Annotated in this window: 21 protein-coding genes; 8 read left to right on the plus strand and 13 right to left on the minus strand. The window is 67.1% G+C overall.

The features are described 5' to 3' along the window. Window positions 1-6: 6 nt before the first annotated feature. The gene (gene mltF / locus PJW05_RS06795) at window positions 7-1,470 is read right to left on the minus strand and encodes a membrane-bound lytic murein transglycosylase MltF (protein WP_271410957.1); all 1,464 of its coding nucleotides are present in this window, start codon (window positions 1,468-1,470) and stop codon (window positions 7-9) included. Window positions 1,471-1,636: 166 nt separating this feature from the next. Between mltF and purL the strand changes: the two genes are divergently transcribed. The 3 genes from purL (at window position 1,637) to PJW05_RS06810 (ending at window position 6,411) form a co-directional block, all read left to right on the plus strand. Continuing rightward, window positions 1,637-5,533 carry a phosphoribosylformylglycinamidine synthase gene (gene purL, locus PJW05_RS06800; protein WP_271410958.1) on the plus strand — a complete coding sequence of 1,299 codons (3,897 nt, stop codon included), beginning with the start codon at window positions 1,637-1,639 and terminating at the stop codon, window positions 5,531-5,533. Between the two features lie 142 nt (window positions 5,534-5,675). Continuing rightward, entirely contained in the window at window positions 5,676-5,936 is a 261-nt protein-coding gene (locus PJW05_RS06805; RefSeq protein WP_271410959.1) for a CDGSH iron-sulfur domain-containing protein, read from the plus strand. 157 nt (window positions 5,937-6,093) lie between these two features. Beyond that, a complete protein-coding gene (locus PJW05_RS06810) occupies window positions 6,094-6,411 on the plus strand; it encodes a Nif3-like dinuclear metal center hexameric protein (RefSeq protein WP_271410960.1) in 318 nt (105 codons plus the stop codon). Here the strand turns inward: PJW05_RS06810 and PJW05_RS06815 are convergent, their stop codons facing one another. Beyond that, the gene (locus PJW05_RS06815) at window positions 6,412-7,284 is read right to left on the minus strand and encodes an AraC family transcriptional regulator (protein WP_271412183.1); all 873 of its coding nucleotides are present in this window, start codon (window positions 7,282-7,284) and stop codon (window positions 6,412-6,414) included. It lies immediately after the preceding gene. Between the two features lie 147 nt (window positions 7,285-7,431). Between PJW05_RS06815 and PJW05_RS06820 the strand changes: the two genes are divergently transcribed. Together PJW05_RS06820 and PJW05_RS06825 are read left to right on the plus strand one after the other, a co-directional pair. Next, complete coding sequence (locus PJW05_RS06820; protein ID WP_271410961.1) at window positions 7,432-8,337, plus strand: DMT family transporter; 906 nt, start codon at window positions 7,432-7,434, stop codon at window positions 8,335-8,337. After that, on the plus strand, window positions 8,334-8,654 hold the full coding sequence (locus tag PJW05_RS06825; RefSeq protein WP_271410962.1) for a cupin: 321 nt from the start codon (window positions 8,334-8,336) through the stop codon (window positions 8,652-8,654). Before PJW05_RS06820 ends, PJW05_RS06825 begins: the two co-directional genes overlap by 4 nt. Before the next feature lie 4 nt (window positions 8,655-8,658). Here PJW05_RS06825 and PJW05_RS06830 read toward each other — a convergent pair whose 3' ends face one another. Next, window positions 8,659-9,027 (minus strand): hypothetical protein, encoded by a 369-nt coding sequence (locus PJW05_RS06830; RefSeq protein WP_271410963.1) that lies wholly within the window; start codon window positions 9,025-9,027, stop codon window positions 8,659-8,661. Window positions 9,028-9,214: 187 nt separating this feature from the next. Between PJW05_RS06830 and bufA2 the strand changes: the two genes are divergently transcribed. The 3 genes from bufA2 to PJW05_RS06845 are packed head-to-tail and all read left to right on the plus strand — an operon-like array spanning window position 9,215 to window position 11,124. Then, window positions 9,215-9,472, plus strand: a complete 258-nt coding sequence (gene bufA2, locus PJW05_RS06835; RefSeq protein WP_271410964.1) for a BufA2 family periplasmic bufferin-type metallophore — start codon at window positions 9,215-9,217, stop codon at window positions 9,470-9,472. A gap of 51 nt (window positions 9,473-9,523) precedes the next feature. After that, entirely contained in the window at window positions 9,524-10,369 is an 846-nt protein-coding gene (bufB, locus tag PJW05_RS06840) for an MNIO family bufferin maturase (protein WP_271410965.1), read from the plus strand. Next, window positions 10,360-11,124 carry an HvfC/BufC N-terminal domain-containing protein gene (locus PJW05_RS06845; protein ID WP_271410966.1) on the plus strand — a complete coding sequence of 255 codons (765 nt, stop codon included), beginning with the start codon at window positions 10,360-10,362 and terminating at the stop codon, window positions 11,122-11,124. The genes bufB and PJW05_RS06845 overlap by 10 nt, the downstream gene beginning before the upstream one ends. Window positions 11,125-11,144: 20 nt before the next feature. On the opposite strand, the gene PJW05_RS06850 is transcribed toward PJW05_RS06845, so the two are convergent. The 10 genes from PJW05_RS06850 to PJW05_RS06895 all read right to left on the minus strand — a co-directional run bounded on the left by PJW05_RS06850 (window position 11,145) and on the right by PJW05_RS06895 (window position 23,414). Next, window positions 11,145-11,975, minus strand: coding sequence for an SDR family oxidoreductase (locus PJW05_RS06850; RefSeq protein WP_271410967.1), 831 nt, complete (start codon window positions 11,973-11,975; stop codon window positions 11,145-11,147). A gap of 157 nt (window positions 11,976-12,132) precedes the next feature. Further along, window positions 12,133-12,597, minus strand: coding sequence for a multidrug transporter (locus tag PJW05_RS06855; RefSeq protein ID WP_271410968.1), 465 nt, complete (start codon window positions 12,595-12,597; stop codon window positions 12,133-12,135). A 47-nt stretch (window positions 12,598-12,644) separates the two neighbouring features. Beyond that, entirely contained in the window at window positions 12,645-14,087 is a 1,443-nt protein-coding gene (locus PJW05_RS06860; protein WP_271410969.1) for a mannose-1-phosphate guanylyltransferase/mannose-6-phosphate isomerase, read from the minus strand. Window positions 14,088-14,226: 139 nt separating this feature from the next. Beyond that, entirely contained in the window at window positions 14,227-14,871 is a 645-nt protein-coding gene (locus tag PJW05_RS06865) for an alginate O-acetyltransferase AlgF (protein ID WP_271410970.1), read from the minus strand. Window positions 14,872-14,941: 70 nt separating this feature from the next. Beyond that, the gene (locus PJW05_RS06870) at window positions 14,942-16,087 is read right to left on the minus strand and encodes an alginate O-acetyltransferase (protein WP_271410971.1); all 1,146 of its coding nucleotides are present in this window, start codon (window positions 16,085-16,087) and stop codon (window positions 14,942-14,944) included. Window positions 16,088-16,100: 13 nt separating this feature from the next. After that, window positions 16,101-17,576, minus strand: coding sequence for an MBOAT family O-acyltransferase (locus tag PJW05_RS06875; RefSeq protein ID WP_271410972.1), 1,476 nt, complete (start codon window positions 17,574-17,576; stop codon window positions 16,101-16,103). Between the two features lie 258 nt (window positions 17,577-17,834). Next, window positions 17,835-18,932 (minus strand): mannuronate-specific alginate lyase, encoded by a 1,098-nt coding sequence (locus tag PJW05_RS06880; RefSeq protein WP_271410973.1) that lies wholly within the window; start codon window positions 18,930-18,932, stop codon window positions 17,835-17,837. 14 nt (window positions 18,933-18,946) lie between these two features. After that, a complete protein-coding gene (locus tag PJW05_RS06885) occupies window positions 18,947-20,371 on the minus strand; it encodes an alginate O-acetyltransferase (protein ID WP_271410974.1) in 1,425 nt (474 codons plus the stop codon). A gap of 11 nt (window positions 20,372-20,382) precedes the next feature. Continuing rightward, on the minus strand, window positions 20,383-21,930 hold the full coding sequence (gene algG, locus PJW05_RS06890) for a mannuronan 5-epimerase AlgG (RefSeq protein ID WP_271410975.1): 1,548 nt from the start codon (window positions 21,928-21,930) through the stop codon (window positions 20,383-20,385). Window positions 21,931-21,971: 41 nt separating this feature from the next. Next, window positions 21,972-23,414 carry an alginate export family protein gene (locus PJW05_RS06895; RefSeq protein ID WP_271410976.1) on the minus strand — a complete coding sequence of 481 codons (1,443 nt, stop codon included), beginning with the start codon at window positions 23,412-23,414 and terminating at the stop codon, window positions 21,972-21,974. Between the last annotated feature and the right edge of the window lie 150 nt (window positions 23,415-23,564).

Below are 23,564 nucleotides of genomic sequence, written 5' to 3' on the forward strand. Positions count from 1 at the left end.
CGGGCATCAGAGCTTTTCGTCCGGTTGCTCTTCCGGTGGACGTGTCTTGTTGATGCCGGGCAGGTGGCTGGTGTTCTCGGCCAACTGGCTGCCTTCCATCTGCGGCTGGGTCACCCAGGTGAGGATGTCGTAGTAGCGGCGGATGTTCTGCACGAAGTGCACCGTCTCGCCGCCGCGTGCATAGCCGTAGCGGGTCTTGCGGTACCACTGCTTCTGCGACAGGCGCGGGAGCATTTTCTTCACGTCCAGCCACTTGTTGGGGTTCAGGCCTTCGGCTTCCGCCAGCTTGCGCGCGTCGCCCAGGTGGGCGATGCCGACGTTGTAGGCGGCGAGGGCGAACCAGGTGCGGTCCGGCTCCTTGAGGTCCTCGGACAGCCCGTTCTTGATCATGGTGAAGTACTTGCCGCCACCGAAGATGCTCTGCTTGGCGTTCAGGCGGTTGGACACGCCCATGGCCTTGGCGGTGTTTTCGGTCAGCATCATCAGGCCGCGCACGCCGGTCTTGGACGTGGCGGTGGGTTGCCAGAGCGACTCCTGGTAGCCGATGGCGGCCAGCAGGCGCCAGTCCACGTCGTTTTTCTGGGAGGCCTGGCGGAAGTGCTGCTCGTACTTGGGCAGGCGCTGTTGCAGGTGCTTGGCGAAGGTGTAGGCGCCGACATAGCCGAGCACGTCGACATGGCCGTAGTAGCGGTCCTTCAGACGCTGCAGGGTGCCGTCCTTGCGGGCCTTGTCGAGGAAGGCGTTGACCGCGTCGTACAGGCTGTCGTCCTCGCCCGGCGCCATGGCCCAGGCCAGGCTGGTGGCGTCGCCCAGGTCGAAGGCCACGCGCACGTTGGGGAAGTAGACCTGGTTCATCGCCAGTTCGTTGGAGTCCACCAGGGTCAGGTCGATCTGCCCTTCGTCGACCATGCGCAGCAGGTCGACCACTTCCACTTCGTCGGACTCCTCGTACGTCAGGCCGGGCAGGGTGACCTTCAGCGCCGCCAGCTGCTCGGCGTGGCTGCTGCCCTTGAGCACCAGGATGCGCCGGTCGACCAGGCCCTCGGGGCGGGTGGGGCGGCGTTCGCCGTTGCGGTAGATGACCTGCGGGGTGACGTCCAGGTAGGAGCGGGAGAAACGTATTTCGCTGCGGCGCGCCTCGCTGGCCACCAGACCGGCGGCCGCCAGCACCGGACCATTGGCCTGGCCCAGGCGGGAGAAGACTTCGTCCAGTTTGTCGGCGGTTTCGATTTTCAGCTCGACGCCCAGGTCATCGGCGAAGCGCTTGACCAGTTCGTACTCGAAACCGGTTTCGCCGTTGCGATCCTCGAAGTAGGTGGCCGGGCTGTTGCGGGTTATCACACGTAGCACACCTTCCTCCTGAACGCGCTCGAGGGTGGTGGGCTGCTTGCAGCCGACGAGCATCAGGAAGAATCCGGTAGCCAGGGCCCAAAAGGCCCGACGTGTGCCGAACACGTGGTGATTTAGCATCCACGGAGTATACGCAAAGCCTGGCGGGTGCCATATCTCGACAGGGCGCATCATCTCTGCTAGCGGTCGGGCGACGCGAGGCACCTTCGGAGGTGCCGGAAAGCGGCGCTTTGCGCTAGAATGCACGGCCTCCCAGCACACCCCTTCCCCAGAGGCTGTCCCGAAGATGTTGATCCTGCGCGGTGCTCCCGCCCTTTCCGCTTTTCGCCACGGCAAACTGCTCGAGCAATTGACCCAGAAGGTCCCCGCCGTCAGCGGACTCTACGCCGAGTTCACCCACTTCGCCGAAGTGACTGGCGTACTCAGCGGGGAGGAAGAGCAAGTCCTGGCCCGTCTGCTCAAGTACGGTCCCAGCGTCCCGGTGCAGGAGCCCAGCGGCCGCCTGTTCCTGGTGGTGCCGCGCTTCGGCACCATCTCGCCCTGGTCGAGCAAGGCCACCGACATCGCCCGCAATTGCGGCCTGGCCAAGATCGAACGCCTGGAGCGTGGTATCGCCTACTACGTGGCCGGCGAGATCAGCGACGCCGACGCGCAACTGATCGCCAGCAGCCTGCATGACCGCATGACCCAGCTGGTGCTGGCCGGCGAGGAAGAGGCTGCCGGCCTGTTCAGCCACGCCCAGCCCAAGCCGCTGACCGTCGTCGACATCCTCGCCGGCGGCCGCGCCGCGCTGGAGAAGGCCAACGTCGAACTGGGCCTGGCGCTCGCCGAAGACGAGATCGACTACCTGGTGAAGAGCTTCAACGAACTGGGCCGCAACCCCCACGACGTCGAGCTGATGATGTTCGCCCAGGCGAACTCCGAGCACTGCCGCCACAAGATCTTCAACGCCAGCTGGGACATCGACGGCCAGGCGCAGGAGAAGAGCCTGTTCGGCATGATCAAGAACACCTACGAGATGCACCGCGAAGGCGTGCTGTCCGCCTACAAGGACAACGCTTCGGTGATCGAGGGCTTCACCGCCGGCCGCTTCTTCCCGGACCCGGCGACCCGCCAGTACGGCGCTACCCAGGAGCCCGTGCACATCCTGATGAAGGTGGAGACCCACAACCACCCGACCGCCATCGCCCCGTTCCCCGGCGCCTCCACCGGTTCCGGCGGCGAAATCCGCGACGAAGGCGCCACCGGTCGCGGTGCCAAGCCCAAGGCCGGCCTGACCGGCTTCACCGTCTCCAACCTGCAGATTCCCGGTTTCGAGCAGCCCTGGGAGAAGCCCTACGGCAAGCCCGAGCGCATCGTCACCCCGCTGGACATCATGATCGAAGGCCCGCTGGGCGGCGCCGCGTTCAACAACGAGTTCGGCCGTCCGGCCCTGACCGGTTACTTCCGCACGTTCGAGCAGGCTATCGACACGCCCCACGGCGAAGAAGTGCGCGGCTACCACAAGCCGATCATGCTCGCCGGCGGCATGGGCAACATCCGCGCCGAGCACGTGCAGAAGGGTGAGATCTCCGTCGGCGCCAAGCTGATCGTCCTCGGCGGGCCGGCCATGCTCATCGGCCTGGGCGGCGGTGCCGCATCGTCGATGGCTACCGGCGCCAGCTCCGCCGACCTGGACTTCGCCTCGGTGCAGCGCGACAACCCGGAAATGGAGCGCCGCTGCCAGGAAGTGATCGACCGCTGCTGGCAGCTGGGCGCCGAGAACCCCATCAAGTTCATCCACGACGTCGGCGCCGGCGGCATCTCCAACGCCCTGCCGGAACTGATCAACGACGGCGGCCGCGGCGGCCGTTTCGAACTGCGCGCCGTGCCCAACGACGAACCGGGCATGAGCCCGCTGGAAATCTGGTGCAACGAGTCCCAGGAGCGCTACGTGCTTTCCGTGGATGCGGCCGACTTCGAGCGCTTCAAGGCCATCTGCGAGCGCGAGCGCTGCCCCTTCGCCGTCGTCGGCGAGGCCACCGAAGAGCGTCACCTGACCGTGAACGACAGCCACTTCGGCAACAAGCCGGTGGACATGCCGCTCGAAGTCCTGCTCGGCAAGCCGCCGCGCATGCACCGCTCGGTCAGCCGCGAGGCGGAGCGGGGCGATGACTTTGCCGCCGCCGAGCTGGACATCGAAGAAGCCGTCAGCCGCGTGCTGCGCCATCCGGCCGTGGCCAGCAAGAACTTCCTGATCACCATCGGCGACCGCACCATCACCGGCCTGGTGGCCCGCGACCAGATGGTCGGCCCCTGGCAGGTGCCGGTGGCCGACTGCGCCGTCACCGCCACCAGCTTCGACGTCTACACCGGCGAAGCCATGGCCATGGGCGAGCGCACACCGCTGGCCCTGCTGAACGCGCCGGCCTCCGGGCGCATGGCCATCGGCGAGACCATCACCAACCTGGCCGCCTCGAAGATCGAAAAACTGGGCGACATCAAGCTCTCCGCCAACTGGATGGCCGCCGCCGGCCATCCGGGCGAGGACGCCCGCCTGTACGACACCGTCAAGGCCGTGGGCATGGAGCTGTGCCCGGCGCTGGGCATCACCATCCCGGTGGGCAAGGACTCCATGTCCATGAAGACCCGCTGGCAGGACGAGGGTGTGGACAAGTCCGTCACCTCGCCGCTGTCCCTGATTGTCACCGGCTTCGCCCCGGTCAGCGACGTGCGCCAGACCCTGACCCCGCAGCTGCGCCTGGACAAGGGCGAGACCGACCTGATCCTGGTGGACCTCGGCCGTGGCCAGAACCGCCTGGGCGGCTCCATCCTCACCCAGGTCTACAGCCAGCTCGGCCAGCAGGTGCCGGACGTCGACGACGCCGAAGACCTGAAGGCCTTCTTCGCCGTGATCCAGGGCCTGAATGCCGACGGCCACCTGCTGGCCTACCACGACCGCTCCGACGGCGGCCTGCTGGCCACCGCACTGGAAATGGCCTTCGCCGGCCACTGCGGCCTGGACCTTTACCTCGACGCCCTGGCCGACAACCGCGAAGGCGTGGCGGCCGTGCTGTTCAACGAAGAGCTGGGCGCGGTCATCCAGGTCCGCCAGGACGCCACCCCGGAAGTGCTGGCCCAGTTCAGCGCGGCCGGCCTCGGCGACTGCGTGGCGGTGATCGGCCAGCCGGTGAACGGCGCCAACGTCGCCATCAGCTTCAACGGCGAAGCCGTGTTCGGTGGCGAGCGCCGCCTGCTGCAGCGCCAGTGGGCTGAAACCAGCTATCAGATCCAGCGTCTGCGCGATAACGCCGACTGCGCCGACCAGGAGTTCGACGCCCTGCTGGAAGAAGACAACCCCGGCCTGTCGATCAAGCTCGGCTTCGACGTCAACCAGGACATCGCCGCGCCCTACATCAAGAAGGGTGTGCGTCCGCAGGTGGCGATCCTCCGCGAGCAGGGCGTCAACGGCCAGGTGGAAATGGCCGCCGCGTTCGACCGCGCCGGTTTCGCCGCGATCGACGTGCACATGAGCGACATCCTCGCTGGCCGCGTCAGCCTGGACGACTTCAAGGGCCTGGTGGCCTGCGGCGGCTTCTCCTACGGCGATGTGCTCGGCGCCGGTGAGGGCTGGGCCAAGTCGATCCTGTTCAACAGCCGTGCCCGTGATGGCTTCCAGGCCTTCTTCGAGCGCAAGGACAGCTTCGCCCTCGGCGTGTGCAACGGTTGCCAGATGATGTCCAACCTGCATGAGTTGATCCCCGGCACCGAGTTCTGGCCGCACTTCGTGCGCAACCGCTCGGAGCAGTTCGAGGCCCGCGTGGCCATGGTCCAGGTACAGGAGTCGTCCTCGATCTTCCTGCGCGGCATGGCCGGCTCGCGCATGCCCATCGCCATCGCCCACGGTGAAGGCCATGCGGAGTTCGAGAGCGAGGAAGCCCTGCTGGAAGCCGACCTGTCCGGTTGCGTGGCCATGCGCTTCGTCGATAACCACGGCAAGGTCACCGAGACCTACCCGGCCAACCCGAACGGATCGCCCCGTGGCATCACCGGCCTGACCAGCCGCGACGGCCGCGTGACCATCATGATGCCGCACCCGGAGCGCGTGTTCCGTGCTGTGCAGAACTCCTGGCGCCCGGACGAGTGGCAGGAAGACGGTGGCTGGATGCGCATGTTCCGCAACGCCCGCGTCTGGGTGGATTAAAAGGCGGCAGGCCAGCCGATGACCCTCTCCCCCAGGGGAGAGGGTGCCCGAAGGGCGGGTCCGATTGGCCCCCTCGGTCATCGACAGCGAAAGGCGGGAGAAGGCACTCTTCTCCCGCCTTTTCGTTTCCGAGCCCCCTTTCATGCCGGACCCGATACTGCCTGAAGTCCGTCTGCTGCAATCCGGCGACCAGTGCCGCCTCTGCCGTTGCGGCCGGTCGGCGTGTTTGCCCGACTGCCCGGCCGAGTGTCCCGACGGCCTGCATCTGACCGCCGGCCGCGAGCAGCGCCTGCTGCTCTGCCGCTGTGGCCGCTCCGCCCGCCTGCCCTACTGCGACGGCAGTCACAGCCCGCCAGCGGCCGGCTTTGGCCAACGCTGGCGACGCTTCTGGAGGGGTGAGTAGGGCGTCGCCCTTAGTGCAAGGCAGCCTATGGCCATGCCGAACGCTTCACTGCGTTGTGGGTCCAACTCGCCGTATGTGAACGGCGCCACTGTAATATGGCGTCAAAATGCCATCATTTTGGGTATCATCTCGCCGATCCATCCCTGCGGAGAACCTGATGTACAAGCTGTGCTTCTACGTTCCGGAGAGTCACCTGGAACCCGTGAAAAACGCCATCTTCGCCGCGGGCGGCGGGCGTATCGGTGCTTATGACAGTTGCTGCTGGCAGTCCCTGGGCCAGGGCCAGTTCCGCCCGCTGGAGGGCAGCAAGCCTTTCCTCGGCCAGACGGGCGTGGTCGAGCAGGTGGCCGAGTGGAAAGTGGAGATGGTGGTCGCCGACGAGCTGATCCACGATGCGGTCAAGGCCCTGAAAAAGGCCCATCCCTACGAGACGCCAGCCTTCGAGGTCTGGCGCCTGTCCGACCTGGTGTTCTGATCAGCGGAAGGCCGCCCGGAAGGCCCCGGGCGTGCCGCCGAGCGCCGCGCGGAAGCGATTGCTGAAGTGACTGGCACTGGCGAAGCCGCACGCCAGGGCGATTTCCCCCAGCGGTAATCCGGTGTCCCGCAACAGCTTGCGGGCCCGCTCCAGGCGGCGTGCCAGCACATACTGGTGCGGCGGCACGCCGAAGCTCTCGCGAAACATCCGTGCGAAGTGATACTCCGACAGCGCCGCGAAGGTCGCCAGCTCGCCGAGGCTGACGGGCTCGGCGAGGCGATGCTCGATGTAGTCCGCCAGGCGCTTGCGCAGTGCCGGCGCCAGCCCCCCCTTCAGGCGCAGCCCCTCGCGCATCCCGGCCTGGGTCAGCAGGCTGTGGTGGATCATGTCGAAGGCCAGGCTGGTGGCGCGCAGGCGTTCGGCGGGTTCGTTCCAGTCCAGGCGGATCAGTTGGTGGAAGTTGCGTGCCTGCCGAGGGTCGTCGAGGAAGGTCCGTTCGCGTAGCTGCAGCTCGCGGGGCTCGCGGTCCAGCAGGGTCACTGCGGCCTGGGCGAAATGCTCGGCGCTGAAGTAGAGGTGGGCCAGGCGGATCTCGCCGTTGATCACCCAGGATGACTCATGCCCGGCGGGCAGGATGCACAGCTTGTCCGGCGCGCCCTTGGCATCCGGCCGTTCGCGGCGGTAGGTGCCCGTGCCGCCGGCCAGGTAGCAGGACAGGGTGTGGACCTTCGGTCCCTGGTAGTCCCGCGCATCGTGGTGGTTGCTCCACAGCGCCGCGCCCAGGCCGTCGCCCAGTTCCGCGCTGTGTTCCAGGCGGGCATGGGGCGAGCTGGCGAGGGACTGGAAGACCTGGTTCTGTTCGAGTAGCGACATGGCGACGTGGGCCGGGCAGCGAATGGGGTTCATCCTAACGCGCGCGCAGACGGCCGGGCAGGTCTCCGACGAGATAAGCGCAAGTTTGTGCAAGCGGGCGGGGTGGGGCAGGGGGAGACTGGAACCCTCGAAACCGGAGTTGCCGCGATGAACCTGTCCCTCTACCTGCTCACCGTCCTGATCTGGGGCACCACCTGGATCGCCATCAAGCTGCAGATGGGCAGCGTCGCCATTCCCGCCTCCATCGCCTACCGTTTCGCCCTGGCCGCCGCCGTGCTCTTTGCCCTCCTGCTGCTCAGCCGCCGCCTGCAGAAGCTCGACGGTCGCGCCCAGCTGATCTGCCTGGCCCAGGGCCTGTGTCTGTTCTGCGTCAATTTCATGTGCTTCTACACCGCCAGCCAGTGGATCCCCAGCGGCCTGATCGCCGTGGTGTTCTCCACCGCCACCCTGTGGAATGCCCTCAATGCGCGCCTCTTCTTCGGCCAGCGCATCGCGCCCAACGTGTTGGCCGGCGGCGGCCTCGGCCTGCTGGGGCTGGGGCTGCTGTTCTGGCCGGAGCTGTCCCACCACGCCGCCAGCCGCGAAACCCTCATTGGCCTGGGCCTGGCGCTGTTGGGGACGCTGTGCTTCTCCGCCGGCAACATGCTCTCCAGCCTGCAGCAGAAGGCCGGTCTCAGGCCGCTGACCACCAACGCCTGGGGCATGCTCTACGGGGCCCTGCTGCTCGGCGCCTGGTGCCTGGCCAGCGGTACGCCCTTCGCGATGGAGTGGAACACCCGCTATATCGGCTCGCTGCTGTACCTGGCCATCCCCGGTTCGGTGATCGGCTTCACCGCCTACCTGACCCTGGTGGGGCGCATGGGGCCGGAGCGCGCCGCCTACTGCACGGTGCTCTTCCCGGTGGTGGCGCTGAACATCTCGGCCTTCGTGGAAGGCTACCAGTGGACCCTGCCGGCGTTGTTCGGCCTGGCCCTGGTGATGGCGGGCAACGTGCTGGTGTTCCGCAAGCCCAAGCCGCTGTCGCCGGCTGTGGCCACGGCGGGGCGCGCATGAGCGCCGGCCGGGTGATTCGCGGCCGCGCGTTCACCGCGGAGCGGGCCTGGGGCGCGCTGGATGTGGCCAACCTGGACGGCACCACGGTGCGCCTGCACTGGACCGACCAGCCCTACGTCTGGCACGTCAACGATGGCCAGGAAGTCTTCGTGGTGCTGGAGGGCGAGGTGGAGATGCGCCATCGCGAGGGGGGCGAGGAGCGGCGGGTGCTGCTGGGCGTGGGCGACATCTTCCATGCCGGGGTGGGCTGCGAGCATGTGGCCCACCCCCGGGGCGCCGCCCGCATCCTGGTGGTGGAGCGGGAGGGGAGCGTCTAGCCGCTCAGCGGACGTTCGCGAAGAACCGCTCCGACAGCAGCAGCGCGGCCAGCACCGGGTAGCAGAGGTAATGCACCAGGAACAGCAGGACGCCCATGGGGCTGGGCGTGTCCTGCAGCGTCATCATCACCAGCAGTCCCAGGTACAGCAGGCCGAGCAGGCCGCCATAGACGAGCACGATGCGCCAGCGCTCGCCGGGCGACGGCGCGCGCCGCTGGATCAGCCGGAAGGCGAGGGCGATCAGCGCCGCCGTGGCAGCGGCGATCAGCAGGGTGGCGAAGAGGCCGCCGACCTTCACCAGGCTGCGCAGCAGCAGGTTCAGAACCGTGGCCAGGGCCACGCCGCCGACGGCGTAGCGCAAGGAAAGCGACATGGTGAAATCCCGTGATTGAAGTGCGGCCACTGTAACCCGGATACAGGGCGGGATCGCCTGACCCAGGTCCGTTTCCGGACGGCAAAAAAATTCCTCGCGCGGCTGTAACGCCAGGCCCCCGTCATTCTCTACCTCTATGTCCGGCGCAGTGAGCCGGCTGACGATCACTTTCCGAGGATGCATAAAAATGACCATGAAAAGCACCGCCACCTTCACCGGCTTCGCCCTGGCCCTGACCGCCGCCAGCCTGTTCGCCGGCTTGCCCGCCCAGGTCATGGCCGAAGAAGGCATGGTTCACTGTTACGGCATCAATGCCTGCAAGGGCCAGAACGACTGCAAGACCGCCAACAACGCGTGCAAGGGCCAGGGTGCCTGCAAGGGCCAGGGCTTCAAGAGCACCACGCTGGCCGAGTGCAAGTCCTCCGGTGGCAAGGTCGGCCCGTAATCCGGAACCGGGGTGGCCTGCGGGCCACCCCTGGCCCCAGGGAGGCCCGTCATGCGCGAACACTCGTCCAGCCTGGGCTTCGGCCTGGGACTCAGGAGCCAGTACCACCAGGAAATCCTCGAACAGGAACCCGCCGTGGACTGGTTCGAGGTGATCTCCGAGAACTACCTGGTGGGCGGCGGCAAGCCGCTCTATTACCTCGACGCCATCGCCGAGCGCTATCCGCTGGTGATGCACGGCGTGTCGCTGTCCATCGGCGGTCCGCACCCGCTGGATACCGACCACCTGCGCCAGCTCAGGGCCCTGGCCGAACGCATCCATCCGCGGTGGGTCTCCGACCACCTCTGCTGGAGCCGTGGCAACGCCCACCAACTGCACGACCTGCTGCCGCTGCCCTTTACCGAAGAGAGCCTGGCCCACGTGGCCGAGCGGGTGATGCAGGTGCAGGATGCGCTGGGCCGGCCGCTGGTGCTGGAAAACGTCTCCAGCTACCTGCGCTGCGCCGACAGCGAGATGAGCGAGTGGGCGTTCCTCTGTGCGCTGGTGGAGCGCAGCGGCTGCGAGTTGCTGCTGGACGTGAACAACGTCTACGTGAGCGCGTTCAACCAGGGCTTCGACCCCTGGGACTTCATCGCCGCTTTGCCGCGCCAGGCCATCCGTCAGCTACACCTCGCCGGCCACAGCGACTACGGCCACTACCTGATCGATACCCACGACGCGCCGATCTGCGACCCGGTCTGGCAGCTCTACCGGCGCACGCTCGAACACCTGGGCCCGGTGGCCACCCTGCTGGAACGGGACGACCACCTGCCGCCCCTGGATGAACTCCTGGCCGAACTGTACCAGGCGCGCGCCCTGGCCGAGGCGACGCTGGGCAAGGAGGTGGCATGCGCCTGAACGAATTCCAGCAACGCTTCGAGGCCTACCTGCTGGACGAAAGCGGCGCCGTGGCCCCCGAACTGCTCGCCGCCATTCGGGGCGGTCCCGAGCTGGGTGCGCTGGAGGGGCTGCAGATCTACCACCACGCCTACCGGGCGCGCCTGGTCGATGCCCTGCGCGGCGATTACCCGACGGTGCACCACTGGCTGGGCGACGAGGAGTTCGAGTCCCTGGCCCACGCCTACCTGCGTGTCCATCCATCGGCCCATTTCAGCCTGCGCTGGCTTGGCGCGGGGCTCGCGGACTTCATCGAAGCCTGGCTGGTGCCCGAGCAGGCCGAGCCCCTGGCCGAACTGGCGCGGCTGGAGTGGGCCTTCACCCTGGCGTTCGACGCCGCCGACGGTGAACCGCTGACCCTGGAGCACATGGCGCGATTGTCGGCCGAAGACTGGCCGGCGTTGCGTCTGGCGCTGTTACCCAGCGTGCAACGGGTGCCGTGCCGGCATAACAGTCTGGCCCTCTGGCGCGCGGTGAAGGAGGCACGCGAGTTTCCCGGCAGCCGGCTGCTGGAGCGGCCCGAACTCTGCCTGGTCTGGCGCCGGGGGCTGGTCGGGCAGTACCGCAGCCTGTCCGGGGAAGAAGGCGGGGCGCTGCTCGGCATGGCGGTGGAGGGATGGAACTTCGCCCGGCTCTGCGAGGAGCTGGGCGAGCCCCTGCAGGCAGCGCAGTGGTTGAAGCTGTGGATAAGCGAAGGGGTGGTCGCGCGGGTCTGACGGGCAGCGCTTCGCGCGGCTCAGAGCGATACACCGAGGCCGAAGCGCTTCTTCAGCACGCGGTCCAGCAGGCTTCTCGGTACCCAGCGCGCCAGCAGCGGCAGGGCGCGGCTGCCATTGCCGATGCGCACCAGCGCCGGGCGCGGCTTGCGCTGCACGGCGACGAGCAGCCGCCGGGCGAATGCCTCGGCTGAGGTGGGGTTGTCCTGGGAGGCGCGTGCGCGGGCGCGGATGCCTTCGCGCAGCGGCCACCAGGGCGAGCCTTCGGCGATCAGCGCTTCGGCTTCGCGGGTGGCATTGGCGCCGAAGCTGGACGCGATGGCGCCGGGCTGGACTTCCATCAGTTCGATGCCGAACGGTGCCAGCTCCAGGCGCAGGGCGTCCGACAGGGCATGCACCGCCGCCTTGGACGCGCAGTAGGCGCCGGCGAAGGGCGTGACCAGCACGCCGGATACGCTGCCGATATTCACCACCAGGCCGCGGCGCTGGCGCAGCAGCGGGAAGCAGGCGCGGGTCAGGTCCACCAGGGCGAAGACGTTGGTGTCGAACTGCTTGCGCAGGGCCTCGACGCCGCCGTCCAGCAGCGGGCCCATGGCGCCGTAGCCGGCGTTGTTCACCAGCACATCGAGGCCGCCGGCCTCCCGTTCCAGGCGTCCGGCCAGGTCGGCCACGGCGTTCCGGTCGTTCACGTCCAGCGCGACCGCGACAAAGCCGGCCGCTTCAAGCGTGGCCAGGTCCTGCGCCTTGCGGGCCGTGGCCCAGACGTCGTAGCCAGCGGCCTTGAAGGTGTTGGCCAGGGCGCGGCCGATGCCGCTGGAGCAGCCGGTGATCAGGGCGATTGGGGTGGGCATCTCAAGTCCTGTGCAGGGTTGGCGTTCCGTTACCCGCTCCCGCGCGCCCTCGCCCTGAAAGGGAGAGGGGCGTAAAGCAGCACGTGCGGTGTTCGATCGCTACGCGGACCGCCCCCTCTCCCGCTTGCGGGAGAGGGTTGGGGAGAGGGCCGTGTTTTCAGTCGACGAATGTGCCACGCAGATCGGCGGCGCGAAACTCCAGGGATTGTGCGCGATAACCCTGGCGAATGGGCGGAAGGGGCAGGCAGTCCTGCCAGCTCGCGCCGGGCTGCAGTTCGGCGGGGCCGAGGTAGCGAGGCCGGTCGTAGCTGGCCTGGGCGAGATTGATGGTGTCGCCGGGGCGCATGGCCTGAACCTGCCAGGCGAAGTTCTGCAGCACGGCATCGGTGCCGTTGCGCAGGGTGATGGCCAGCGGTCGGTCGGCCGGACATTGTTCGGGATCGAGGCGGAGCTGGATTTCCAGGCGGGCGAAGCGATTTTCTTCGATGCTTTCCTGCCAGAGGACCCAGGCGGCCACCAGCCCCAGGCCGGCCACCGCGGCCATGGAAAGGGGCAGGGCCTTGGCCGGGTAGCGCAACAGCAGGATGAGCCAGGTCAGGATGAGAACGATGCCGATCAGCATGGGAGACCTCCGTGTGAGGCCTCCCATGCTAACTCAGTCAGCGGCCGTCAGCGGGCGATGCTGTGCACCGTGGCGCCTTGCGGTGCGCGACCGTAGACATCGTCCAGGCGCTCGATGTCGTCTTCGCCCAGGTAGCTGCCCGATTGCACTTCGATGATCTCCAGCGGGATCTTGCCAGGGTTGGCCAGGCGATGCACCGAGGCGATCGGGATGTAGGTGGACTGGTTCTCGGTGAGCAGGAACACCTTGTCGTCGCAGGTCACCTGGGCGGTGCCGGAAACGACTATCCAGTGTTCGGCGCGGTGGTGGTGCATCTGTAGCGACAGCTGCGCGCCGGGCTTCACCGTGATGTGCTTGACCTGGAAGCGGCCGCCCATGTCCACCGAGTCGTAGGAGCCCCAGGGGCGGTACACGGCACAGTGGTTCTGGGTCTCGCTGCGGCCGTCGGCGTCCAGCTTGTTGACCAGCTTCTTCACATCCTGCACGCGGTCCTTGTGGGCGATCATCATGGCGTCCTTGGTTTCCACCACCACCACATCGTCCAGGCCGATCACCGACACCAGCTTGCCGTTGCCGTGCACCAGGCAGTTGTGGCTGTCCTGCACCACCACGTCGCCCTTGGTGACGTTGCCGTCCCGGTCCTTGTCGTGCACTTCCCAGATCGAGCTCCAGCTGCCCACGTCGTTCCAGCCGGCGGCCAGCGGCACCACGCAGGCGCGCGCGGTCTTCTCCATCACCGCATAGTCGATGGAGTTGTCCGGGCAGCAGGCGAAGGTGGCGGCGTCGATGCTCACCGCGATGCCATCGCGCTTGCTGCGTTCCAGGGCCAGCAGGCAGGTGTCGTAGATGTCCACGTCGTGGTGCTTGAGCTCTTCCAGGAAGCGGCTGGCGCGGAACAGGAACATGCCGCTGTTCCAGAAATAGTCGCCGCTGGCCACGTACTCGCGGGCCTTGTCTTCGTTGGGCTTCTCGACGAACCGGGCGACCCGGGCGATGCCTTCCGGCAGCGCGCCGTCGGCCTGGCTGCGGATGTAGCCGTAGCCGGTTTCCGGGCGTTCGGCGGGCACGCCGAAGAGCACCATCTCGCCTTGCTCGGCAGCCAGGCTGGCCAGCGCCAGGGCCTGCTGGAAGGCACCCTGGTCACGCAGCACGTGGTCGGCCGGGAGCACCAGCATCAGCTCGTCGCGGCCCTCGGCCAGCAGTTGCATCGCGGCCATGGCCACCGCCGGCGCGGTATTGCGGCCGAAGGGTTCGAGCAACAGGCTCTGGACCGGCAGGCCGATGGCGTCGAGCTGTTCCTGGACGATGAAGCGGTGGTCCTGGTTGGCCACCAGCACGGCCGGCTGCATGCCTTCGAAGTTCAGGCGTTGCAGGGTCTGCTGGAACAGGGTGCGTTCGCCGGTGAGGGCGAGGAACTGCTTGGGGAATTGCTTGCGCGAAAGAGGCCAGAGGCGAGAGCCGCTACCGCCAGAAAGGATCACGGGAATCATGGGTGTTTCTCCTAACGCGTTTGTGGGTTTCAGGCACTGCTTCCATCGATCACATTTCGTTCTTTCCCGCCCTCTGCGTGGCGGGTAATGACCGGCGTGGTTCATCCCGCGCCGGCTGTCGCTCCGTCGAAGCGGCTGCTCAGGATTCCACCGGGCGCTTGACCCAGACCGGGGAGAGCTTGCCGCCGCTGCCGGTGACGTAGAGGCAGACCACCTCGCCGCGCTGCAGCGAGACCGGCTTCAGGTCGCTGACCTTCCTGTCGCCGTCGAACAGGGCCAGGCCCACCTTCACCGGGTTGATCTCGCGTTCGCCACGGCCTTGCGGGGCCACGTCCGCGACCACCGGGGTTTTGCCGTCGGCGGTCTTCAGGCTGAGCTTGGCGTCGGACAGGTTCTGCACGCGCAGCAGGGCCTTCTGCTTGTTGCGGAAGGGCGGCTCCTCGACCAGTTGCGGGTTCTTGCCGGTCTGGTTGACCAGGGTGTAGTAGCGGTCGGCTTCCAGCTTCACCGAGAGGCTGCCGTTGCCCACCTGGGCGCTGTAGTTGCCCGCCGGGAGGAACTTGAAGTCGCTGGAGCCCAGTGGCGGCACGTCGGTCAGCGCGGTGTTGCCGACGTTGACGCTGAGCTCGTGGCTGCCGGCGTTGTAGGCGCGGACGAAGGCGGACCCCTTGGGCGCCTGCGGGCCGTACAGGCCGCCTTCGTCGGCCTGGACCTGCAGGGCGCCGATGCCGAGCGCCAGGGCGCAGGCACAGGACATCCAGCGGCGTGTGTTCTGTCGGTTCATGAGGTGTTCCTCCATCTTCTCTCTTGATCGGACCGGGTTCGGCCCTGTGTTCCCCTGGCGAGGGGATTGCTCAGTGGCCCGTGCGCGAGGCCAGGCGTGTGTCGTCCACGCTGCCTTTGCGCAGGCCGGCGACCCAGTCGGGGTCGAAGTCGGACAGGTCGCTGGGCATCGGCAGGTAGCGCTCCGGGAACTCCCAGATCACCAGTTGCGGCGCGGCGTTCTTCAGTTCGTCGCTCTGCAGGTAGCGGAGCATCGGCAGGATCGGCCCGTGGCCATCCTCGGCATGGTTCACCAGGTCGCGCTGCAGGGCCTGGCGCAGGGCGCCGGCGAAGTTCCACTTGTCGTTGGCGCTGTAGCTGGTGCCCACCAGGGCCACCGGCACGTCGGATTCGGCGAACAGGGCGTCGTCGCCGACCGCGTCGTCCTGGCGGCGGGTGGTGCGCTTCTGCAACTGGTCCGGCGCCGGCATCAGGTCCTCGAACAGCGGCTCCAGGGGCAGGAATCGGGTCAGGTCGCCCTTGTAGTCCTCGTGGCCTTCGATCTCGGTCAGGTACTGCTGCGGCGAACCGCGCAGGGTCATGGCCTCGCCCACCGCCTGGCCCAGGCGTCCGGCCACGGCTTCGGCGCCCATGGGGGTCCAGTGGGTGTCGGTGCGCAGGAAGACCTGGCCCTGGTTCTTGGCGTCTTCGAGGGTGGCGAGCAGGTCCGGGGCGGTGATCCCGGCCTTGCGCACGGCGCCACGGAAACGCTCGTAGAGGTCCTGGCGCAGGGCCGTAGGTGTGGCCTCGCCGACATGCTCGGGGTAGAGACGCGATTTGGACGGAATGATTGCCAGCACCAGCTGGATATCGCGCTGAGCCAGTGCATCGCGCACGCCCTGGACCAGCGCCAGGTTGTCGCGCATGTGGCGGCTGCCGTCGGCGACCGGGTCGAATTCCTCATTCGAGTAGAGCCAGCCGTCCTGGCCGATGATCACGCCCTGGCGGCCTTCGCCGAACAGCCCGTAGTCCAGCAAGGCCCAGAGGTTGGTACCCAGGCGTTTGGCGGGAAATTCCTCGTCGTAATGCGTCTCGAAGGCCTGGGCCAGTGTGCCGTTGAGCACGGGCGTGCCCTCGGCCACGGAGAAGTCGAGCAGTCCGTTCAGCGACCAGAGGCTCAGTCCGGCTATCAGTCCGCCGAACGAGGTGGCGTAGAGCAGGTTTTGCGTAGGGGTCATGGGCCGGTTCCCTTCAGAACTGGAAGTAGAGGAAGGGCGAGAAGCTCTGGGCCGAGAGCTTCAGCACCGAGGCGGTGAACAGCGCGAGCAGCGCGGCGCGGGTGGCCGCGGTTGTCCACTGCAGGCGCATCGGCTGGCGCAGGCTTAGGCTGCCGTCGGCGTTGGCGATGGCCTCCACGGCCGGCTCATCGCCACGCGTCTGCGCGCGGAATTCGCGCAGGCCGAACCAGGCCAGCACCGCGTAGGCCAGCAGCAGCGTGGCGATCTGCAGATCGTTGATCTGCGCGCGGTTGAGTTCGGAGAGCTGCCAGCCGTTGAAGCTGAAGAGCGCGGCGTACATGCGCCAGGCGACGTCCAGGTTCTCCGCGCGGAAGATCACCCAGCCGAGCATCACCAGGAAGACGGTGAAAGCCCAGCGCAGCGGCTGGAACACCAGGGGTGCGGCGTTGATGCCCAGCGCCCGCTCGATGGACAGCCACAGGCCATGCCAGGCGCCCCAGATCAGGAAGGTCCAGTTGGCGCCGTGCCAGAAGCCGCCCAGCAGCATGGTGAGGAACAGGTTGCGGTAGGTCTGGAAGGTCGTGCCGCGATTCCCGCCCAGGGGGATGTAGAGGTAGTCCCGCAGCCAGGTGGACAGGCTGATGTGCCAGCGCCGCCAGAACTCGGTGATGGACTGGCTGATGTAGGGCTGGTTGAAGTTTTCCATGAAGCGGAAACCCATCATCAGGCCGAGCCCGATGGCCATGTCGCTGTAGCCGGAGAAGTCGAAGTAGAGCTGCGCGGTATAGGCCAGCATGCCCAGCCAGGCATCGCCCGTGCTGGGGTTCTGCAGGGCGAAGCAGTGGTCCACCAGCGGGGCCAGGCTGTCGGCGATGAAGACCTTCTTGACGAAGCCCTGCATGAAGCGCGTGGCGCCTTCGGAGAATGTGTCCAGGCTGTGGCGGCGGTCGGTGAACTGGTCGGCCAGGTCCTTGTAGCGCAGCACCGGCCCGGCGATGAGCTGGGGGAAGAGCGCGATGAAGGCGGCGAAGTTGATCAGGTTGCGCGTGGGCTCGGTATCCCCCCGATACACGTCCACCAGGTAGCTGATGGACTGGAAAACGTAGAAGGAGATGCCGATGGGCAGGATGACCTGGGTCAGCAGCACCGGGTCCCAGCCGAAGGACTCCAGCACGCGGTTGAGGTTGGCCGCACCGAAGTTGGCGTACTTGAAATAGCCCAGGGTGAGCAGGTTGCCCAGCACGCCCCAGAGCACCCAGCGCTGTGCGGCGCGTGTGTCCTTGCCGGCGCTGTGGATACCCAGGCCGAAGACGTAGTTCCACAGCGTGACCGCCGCGAACAGGGCGAGGAAATCCACCCGCCACCAGGCATAGAAGATGTAGCTGCCGATCAGGATCAGCAGATTGCGATAACGGTTCCCGCACAGGTAGTACAAGCCGAGGAAGGTCGGTAGGAACAGGAACAGGAACACGTTGGAAGAAAAGACCATCCGAGCCTCTCCGTTGAAGCACTCGTTTCAAGGCCGTCGCAGGGCTTTCCAGCCTGGCGTGCGGCCCGCCAATCCCTCCCCAGGGTGTGGCGAAATCCTTTGGCTCCGCCCTGTCTCTCGCAGGGTCGGAGAACCCTCTCCCCCGGCCCCTCTCCCTGAAAGGGAGAGGGGAGGCAAGCGGCCCGCGCGTGAATCGACAGCGGCACGGACGGCCCCCTCTCCCGCTTGCGGGAGAGGGTTGGGGAGAGGGTGCTTTTGCTAGCTCCCACCCTCCTTCTTCGGGTGGAACACCTGGGTCACATCCCCGCCGAGGCGGAAGGTCTTGTAGGGGCCCATCGCCGCCTTGCGTTCCAGGGTCGCGGCGGAGCAGGCGTAGAGCGAGCACCAGGGCTCCAGCCAGGCGAACTTGGCGTGCTTCTTCAGCTCGCTCATGTCCTGGTCGTCGCCGGTCTTCTCATCGAAGGCGTCGGGGTCGTCCACGCCGGCGATCACCTTCTCACCAAGGCGGCGCAGGGCGCCGTGGTTCTCCTCGCGCAGGTCCACGCCGTTGGCCTGGGCGAAGCTGGCGACCATCGCCAGCGGCGGCAGGCTGTAGTTGTGGTAGGCGAGGGCGCGCTGCTGGCGCTTGAGCTCGTTGGGCAGGAAACCGTCCTTGTCCACCTGGCCGGCGGCCACGCGGAACTGCGCCACCGACCAGTCGAAGAGGTCCTGGCGGTTGGTGGCGACGGCGGTGGCCATCACCGACCAGGCGGCCCAGTAGGCGTGGTTGTTGATCTTCTTCAGCGGCAGGCCGCTCCAGTCGCGCACCACCTGGTCGGCCAGGCGCGAGAACCAGGATTCGATCACCCGTGTCTGCGCGCCGTAGGGCGCCAGGGGCTGCGACGCGGAAAACTTCAAGCGCAGGTAGGCCGCGGCCATGCTGCCCAGGGCCCATTTGCGCATGGACTTGCCGGTGTGGTTGTACGCGGTGCTGAGCAGGGCGTTGGCCTGGGCCCAGCTACCCAGCCACTGCAGGGTGCATTCGAGTTGGGTGCGCTGGCCCTTGTGCATGTACGCCGTGACCATCCTGCTGATGCCGCGCTCCATCTCAGTGATGTCGGCGGTCTTCTCCCGGAAGGCCTTTTCCGCCTCGGGGTTCAGCGTGGCGCGAGCCTTGTCCGAGCCTTCGTACTTGCTGCGGAACTCCAGCTTGGCGGTGTAGGGCGCGGGCGGCGCCTTGCAGTGGCCGCCGGGCTTGGCGTCGACGTCCACCGCTGCGTAGTAGCCGCGCGGCGGGACCAGGTCGGCGGACTGGGCCTGTCCGGCGAGCAGGAGGCCGGCGAACAGGGGAGCGAGCAGCCAGGGTCGGGTGTGCATGGGAGCCTCCTTCCTCACTCAGCCTTGGCCGCGAGGGTGTTGCCGCCTTGGCCCGGGCGCGCGCAGACGCCGACCTCGACGCTGAGGTCCTGGGGCATCTGTTGCGGGCCGTGGATTTCCACGGCGAGCAGGTTCAGGTCGGCCCAGTCGGGATCGTTGCGCAGCTCGAACACGTAGCGCCCACCGGTGTCGGTGCGGTCGCTCTGTTCCAGCTTGACGTTCTCGCGGCGGCCGTTCAGGTACCAGATGGTGGCCTTGGCCTCGTGCACCGCGGGGTCGCTGAAGGTCAGGTCCACCTGGTAGTCACCGCCGCGCAGGTCGCGCGGGGCCGAGCCCCGGCCATTGACCAGCACCTCGTTGGCGCCGGGGCGCAGTGTCATCTTGTTCTTCAGGGCCAGGGGGCGGCCTTCGCAGCCGTTGTTCACCAGCGGCACGGCCTGGCGATAGAAGCTCTTCTGCGCCATGTCGTAGTGGGTGGCGAACTCCCAGATCAGCACCTTGGGCGGGTGTTTGTGGAATTCCTGGCTGCTCATGTACTGCAGCAGGGCGCTGTCGAAGCCGCCGCCACTGACCGCCACGTTGAGCACTTCGGCGCCGCTGTGCTGCTGCAGGAAGCCGGCGAAGTTGTAGGCGGGGCCGCTGTTGGAGGTGCCCACCAGGGCCACCTGCGGGTTGGACTCGTCGCCGAACAGGCTGTCGCCGCCATCGCCGGATGCCTCGGTCTCGTAGCGCTCCACGTACTGGGTGGCATAGCTGGTGCCGCAGAGCTGGCCGGCGGTCTTGTGCAGGGTGCCGGCCTTGGGCAGCAGGCCGACCACCTTGCTCTGGAAGTCCTTCTTGGGAATGTCGTCGAAGCCGGGAATGTCCTTCAGGGTTTCGGCCACCAGCCTGGCGGTACGGTCGGCGCCGGCGGGTGTCCAGTGGTGGTCGGCCTTGAAGTAGTAGTCGGTGCCCACGCCCTTCTCGTCGAATAGCGGCGAGAGGTCGGTGGTCCAGATGCCGGCCTTGCGGAACTGCTCCAGGGCGGCCAGGTAGTTCTGCTTCGCCAGGTCGTAGTTGAAACGGGCCTTCTCCTCAGGGGTGAGCTTCTCGCGGTTCACCAGGCCACGGGTGGGCTGGTAGACCACCAGCAGCTCGATACCCCGGGCCTTCAGTGCGTCGCGCAGGCGGCGGAATTGGCTCCAGCCGTAGCGCGTGGTGCCGAAGTCGGTGCGCAGGTCATACCGGGTGCGGAACAGCCAGTCGTCCTGGCCCTGCACCAGGGCGGTGAAGAAGCTCAGGTACTGGGTGTTGTAGCGGGCCGGGTCCTGTGCGGCGGCGCACAGCGGACCGGTGCGCTGCACGCTGTACTCGGGGGCCGCCTGGGCGCCCTGGGCAGTGGCCAGCAGGGCGACCGCCAGGGCGGAGGGGGTCAGCCAGTTGCGGGAATGTCTTTGCATGATCGCGTGCCTCAATCCTGGAGTTCGGCCTGGCTTTCGACGGGGTCGATCAGCACCGCCTGCTTGCGGCGCACCATCAGGTCGAGGATTTCGTCCTGCTTTTCGCCGAGGATGCCGGCGAAGCTGATGCCGGTGGATTTGCTCGGGGCGAGCAGTTCCACGCGGTACAGCTCGACCGACAGCGGCGAGTCGATGGAGAGGGGGCTGGAACCATTGCCGGCGAGCTTGCCGCCCACCAGGATCAGCGAGACCTTGGTGTCGAAGGGGTCGAGTTCGATGTTCCGGTCGGTATCGGAAAGGTCCTTGATGTGGCCATACACGCCGGTCAGGCCATTGGCCGCCGAGAGGTTCTCGTAGAGGCGGATGTTCACGCTGTTGCGCACGCGGATGCCGTGGCGCTGGTTGCCGAGGATCTTGTTGCCCCAGAGCAGGTTGTTGGAGCTCTCGTACAGCGTGATGCCGTCGGAATGGTTCTGGTAGACCTCGTTCCAGGCCACGAGATTGTTCACCGAGTTACGGTCGATGACGATCCCGGAGAGTTTGTTGTCGTAGCTCTTGTTGTGGACGATCCAGCTGTCGTCCACCTCGCGGGAAATGATGATCCCGTGCTTCTTCCTGGTGCCGAAAACGCTGTTGTGGGCGATGACCAGGCCGTGGGAACGGTCGTGGGGGTCGATGCCGTAGACGATGTTGTCGCGGTAGGTGTTGCCCTTGATGACGACGTTCTCCGCCTCGAAGCAGTAGAAGCCGTACCAGTGGTCGACGAACTCCGAATCCAGCAGCCAGCCGGTGGGCGCCGGGCGTTTCAGGCGCGCATGCATCCCCGGGGTGTACTGGGTGATGGAGACGCCGTAGGACTTGGAGTTGTCGTAGCCGAGGCTGGTGACCGTGCTGCCGACTATGTACAGCTCGCTACCGCCCCAGGACACCAGGAAGGGACGGAATTCCTCGGGCTTGCGGAACCAGGCCGGCGACTTGTCCTTCTCGTTCCAGGCCGTGAGCCGGGTGTCGGTGATGAACAGCTTGCCATCGTTGACGAGGAAGGCGCCGCGCTCCTGGGAGAGGCGGAAGTCCCTGGTTTCCTTGCCGATCTGCAGGCTCGCGCCCTGGGCCACCACCAGCGGCAGGCGGGCGAGGTAGACACCCGGTTCGGTCTCGCTGAACTGGCTGTCGGGCAGCGCCTTGGCGAGGTCTTGCGGGGTCACGTAGCCGCCTTCGATGAAGATCGCCTGGGGCATGCCCTGTTGGCGCTTGACCCATTCGCGCAGGCGCTCGTCACCGCCGATGAAGTCTTTCAGGGCGTCCTGCTGGAGCATACGCCGGACCACCACACGGCCACGGGTGGCGCGGTCGATCTTCGCGTCCACCGCCTGCGCGGTATAGCCGGACAGGTCCGGCACCTTGGGCGTATCCAGGTGCAGTTGTTCCGCCGGCGCGGTCAGTACCTTGTAGTTCTTGATCGGCTTGAGCTCCTGGGTCAGCTCGGCACCCTGCACCCAGGGCGCAGCGAACTGCAGGGCGCCGAGCACGACGCCGCCGATCAGCAATGTGGTTCCCATGCCACGTTTCATGGCTGTTCCTCCCTTGCGCCGGATGAGCATCAGAAGCGCCAGATGAAATCGACGAAGGCGCGGTGCATCAGCGAATCGGTGCCGCTGGCATAGGCATCGCCCGGCTTGAACACGCCGCCACGCAAGCGCACCAGGGCGGAGCGCTCATCCAGGTGCTCGGCCATGGAGGCCGGCAGCAGGCCCTGCTTGAAGTAGCGGGTGACCACCAGGTCCATCTCCTGGCCGATGTCCTTTTCGCCGTCTTCCAGTGGCGCGATGATGCCGCTCTGGCCCACGTCCTGGTTGTCGTCCACGCGCCAGAAGCGGTGGTAGACGACGCTGGCGTCGTAGTCCTCGCCCAGTTGCCAGGAGGCGAAGGCGGTGGCCACCTGCAGGTTGCTCAGCTCGCCGCGGAAGGCCTCGCCGAAGCGGTGCATGCGCGCGTCGGTGCCGGTGAAGTTGGAGCGGTTGCTTTCCAGGCCGGTCTGGCGGAACTGTTCGGAGCCGTCGTCATCGCCGCCGCTGCCACGGGCGTAAGCGCCGCCGACCTTCCACTGCTCGGAGAGGTTCCAGCGCAGGCCGAGGTCGATGGCCCAGGCGTCGACATCGACATTGCGCTTGCCGGCGGCGACGGCCTGGTCGCCGACCACGGTCTGCTGCAGCTCGTCCACATCGCCGGTCAGCCAGGTGGCCTGGGCCCAGTAGTTCAGCGGCGCGGTGGAGCGGCGGTCGTAGAAGCCGCCGTCGGCCTCCAGGCCCAACCAGGTCAGGTCACCGGTGGTGCGCTTGGACAGCTCGTCCACGTCCTCGCCCACGTTGGGCAGATCGCCGGTGTCGTGGCTGTGGTGCAGCTTGGCGCCGACCCAGTGGCCGGGACGCCACTGGGTGGCGATGTCGCCGAAGAGGTGCTGGCGGTCTTCGTCTTCCGGGGCCAGCTCGTCGATGTCGGTGCGGTACTCGCTGAAGCGCTCGGCGATGCCGGCGTGGGCGCGCAGCAGGGTGGTGTCGAAGCTCCAGCGCAGGGCCTCGATATTGGTGTCCCACCAGGTGCCTTCGTCGCTGCGCACACGCTGGCGACCGAAGCGCAGGTGCTCGCCGGGGTAGGCGGTGAGGCCGCCGTAGTCGACCCAGAATTCGCGCATCGCCAGGTAGCTCTTGTCCGGCTCGCGGCCGTCGTTGCGCTGGCCGCCGTCGGCTTCGATGTCGCTGGATTCCAGGGTGTCGGTCTCGACGATATCGGTGGCGGTGACCGCCTGGCCCATGGCGAAGGCGCTCCAGTCGCCGCGCTCGCCATAGACCCAGGGGCGCAGGTCGAGACCGATGCCGTTGACGTCGCCGCCATCACGGGTGCCGAGGTCGCGGTCATCTTCCGATTGCGCGGTGATCTTCACGTCCAGGCCGACATTCCGGCCCTCGGGCTGGGCGGCGTGGGCGATGGCGGAGGCCAGGAGGGACAGGCCCAGGCCAGCCTTGATCCAGGGATTCTTGTTCATGGGTGATTCATCTCTCTCGGTCCGCGGGCTGCGCTTTTTCGTAGGTTGGTGCCGAGCCTGCGAGGTCCAACGCGGAGGGGTACGCTGCGCGCACCTTGTTGGGTTTCGCTGCGCTCAACGCCAACCTACGAGGGCGCTGCGGATGGGAAT

The organism is Pseudomonas sp. Q1-7 (genome assembly GCF_028010285.1).
Taxonomy (GTDB): domain Bacteria; phylum Pseudomonadota; class Gammaproteobacteria; order Pseudomonadales; family Pseudomonadaceae; genus Metapseudomonas.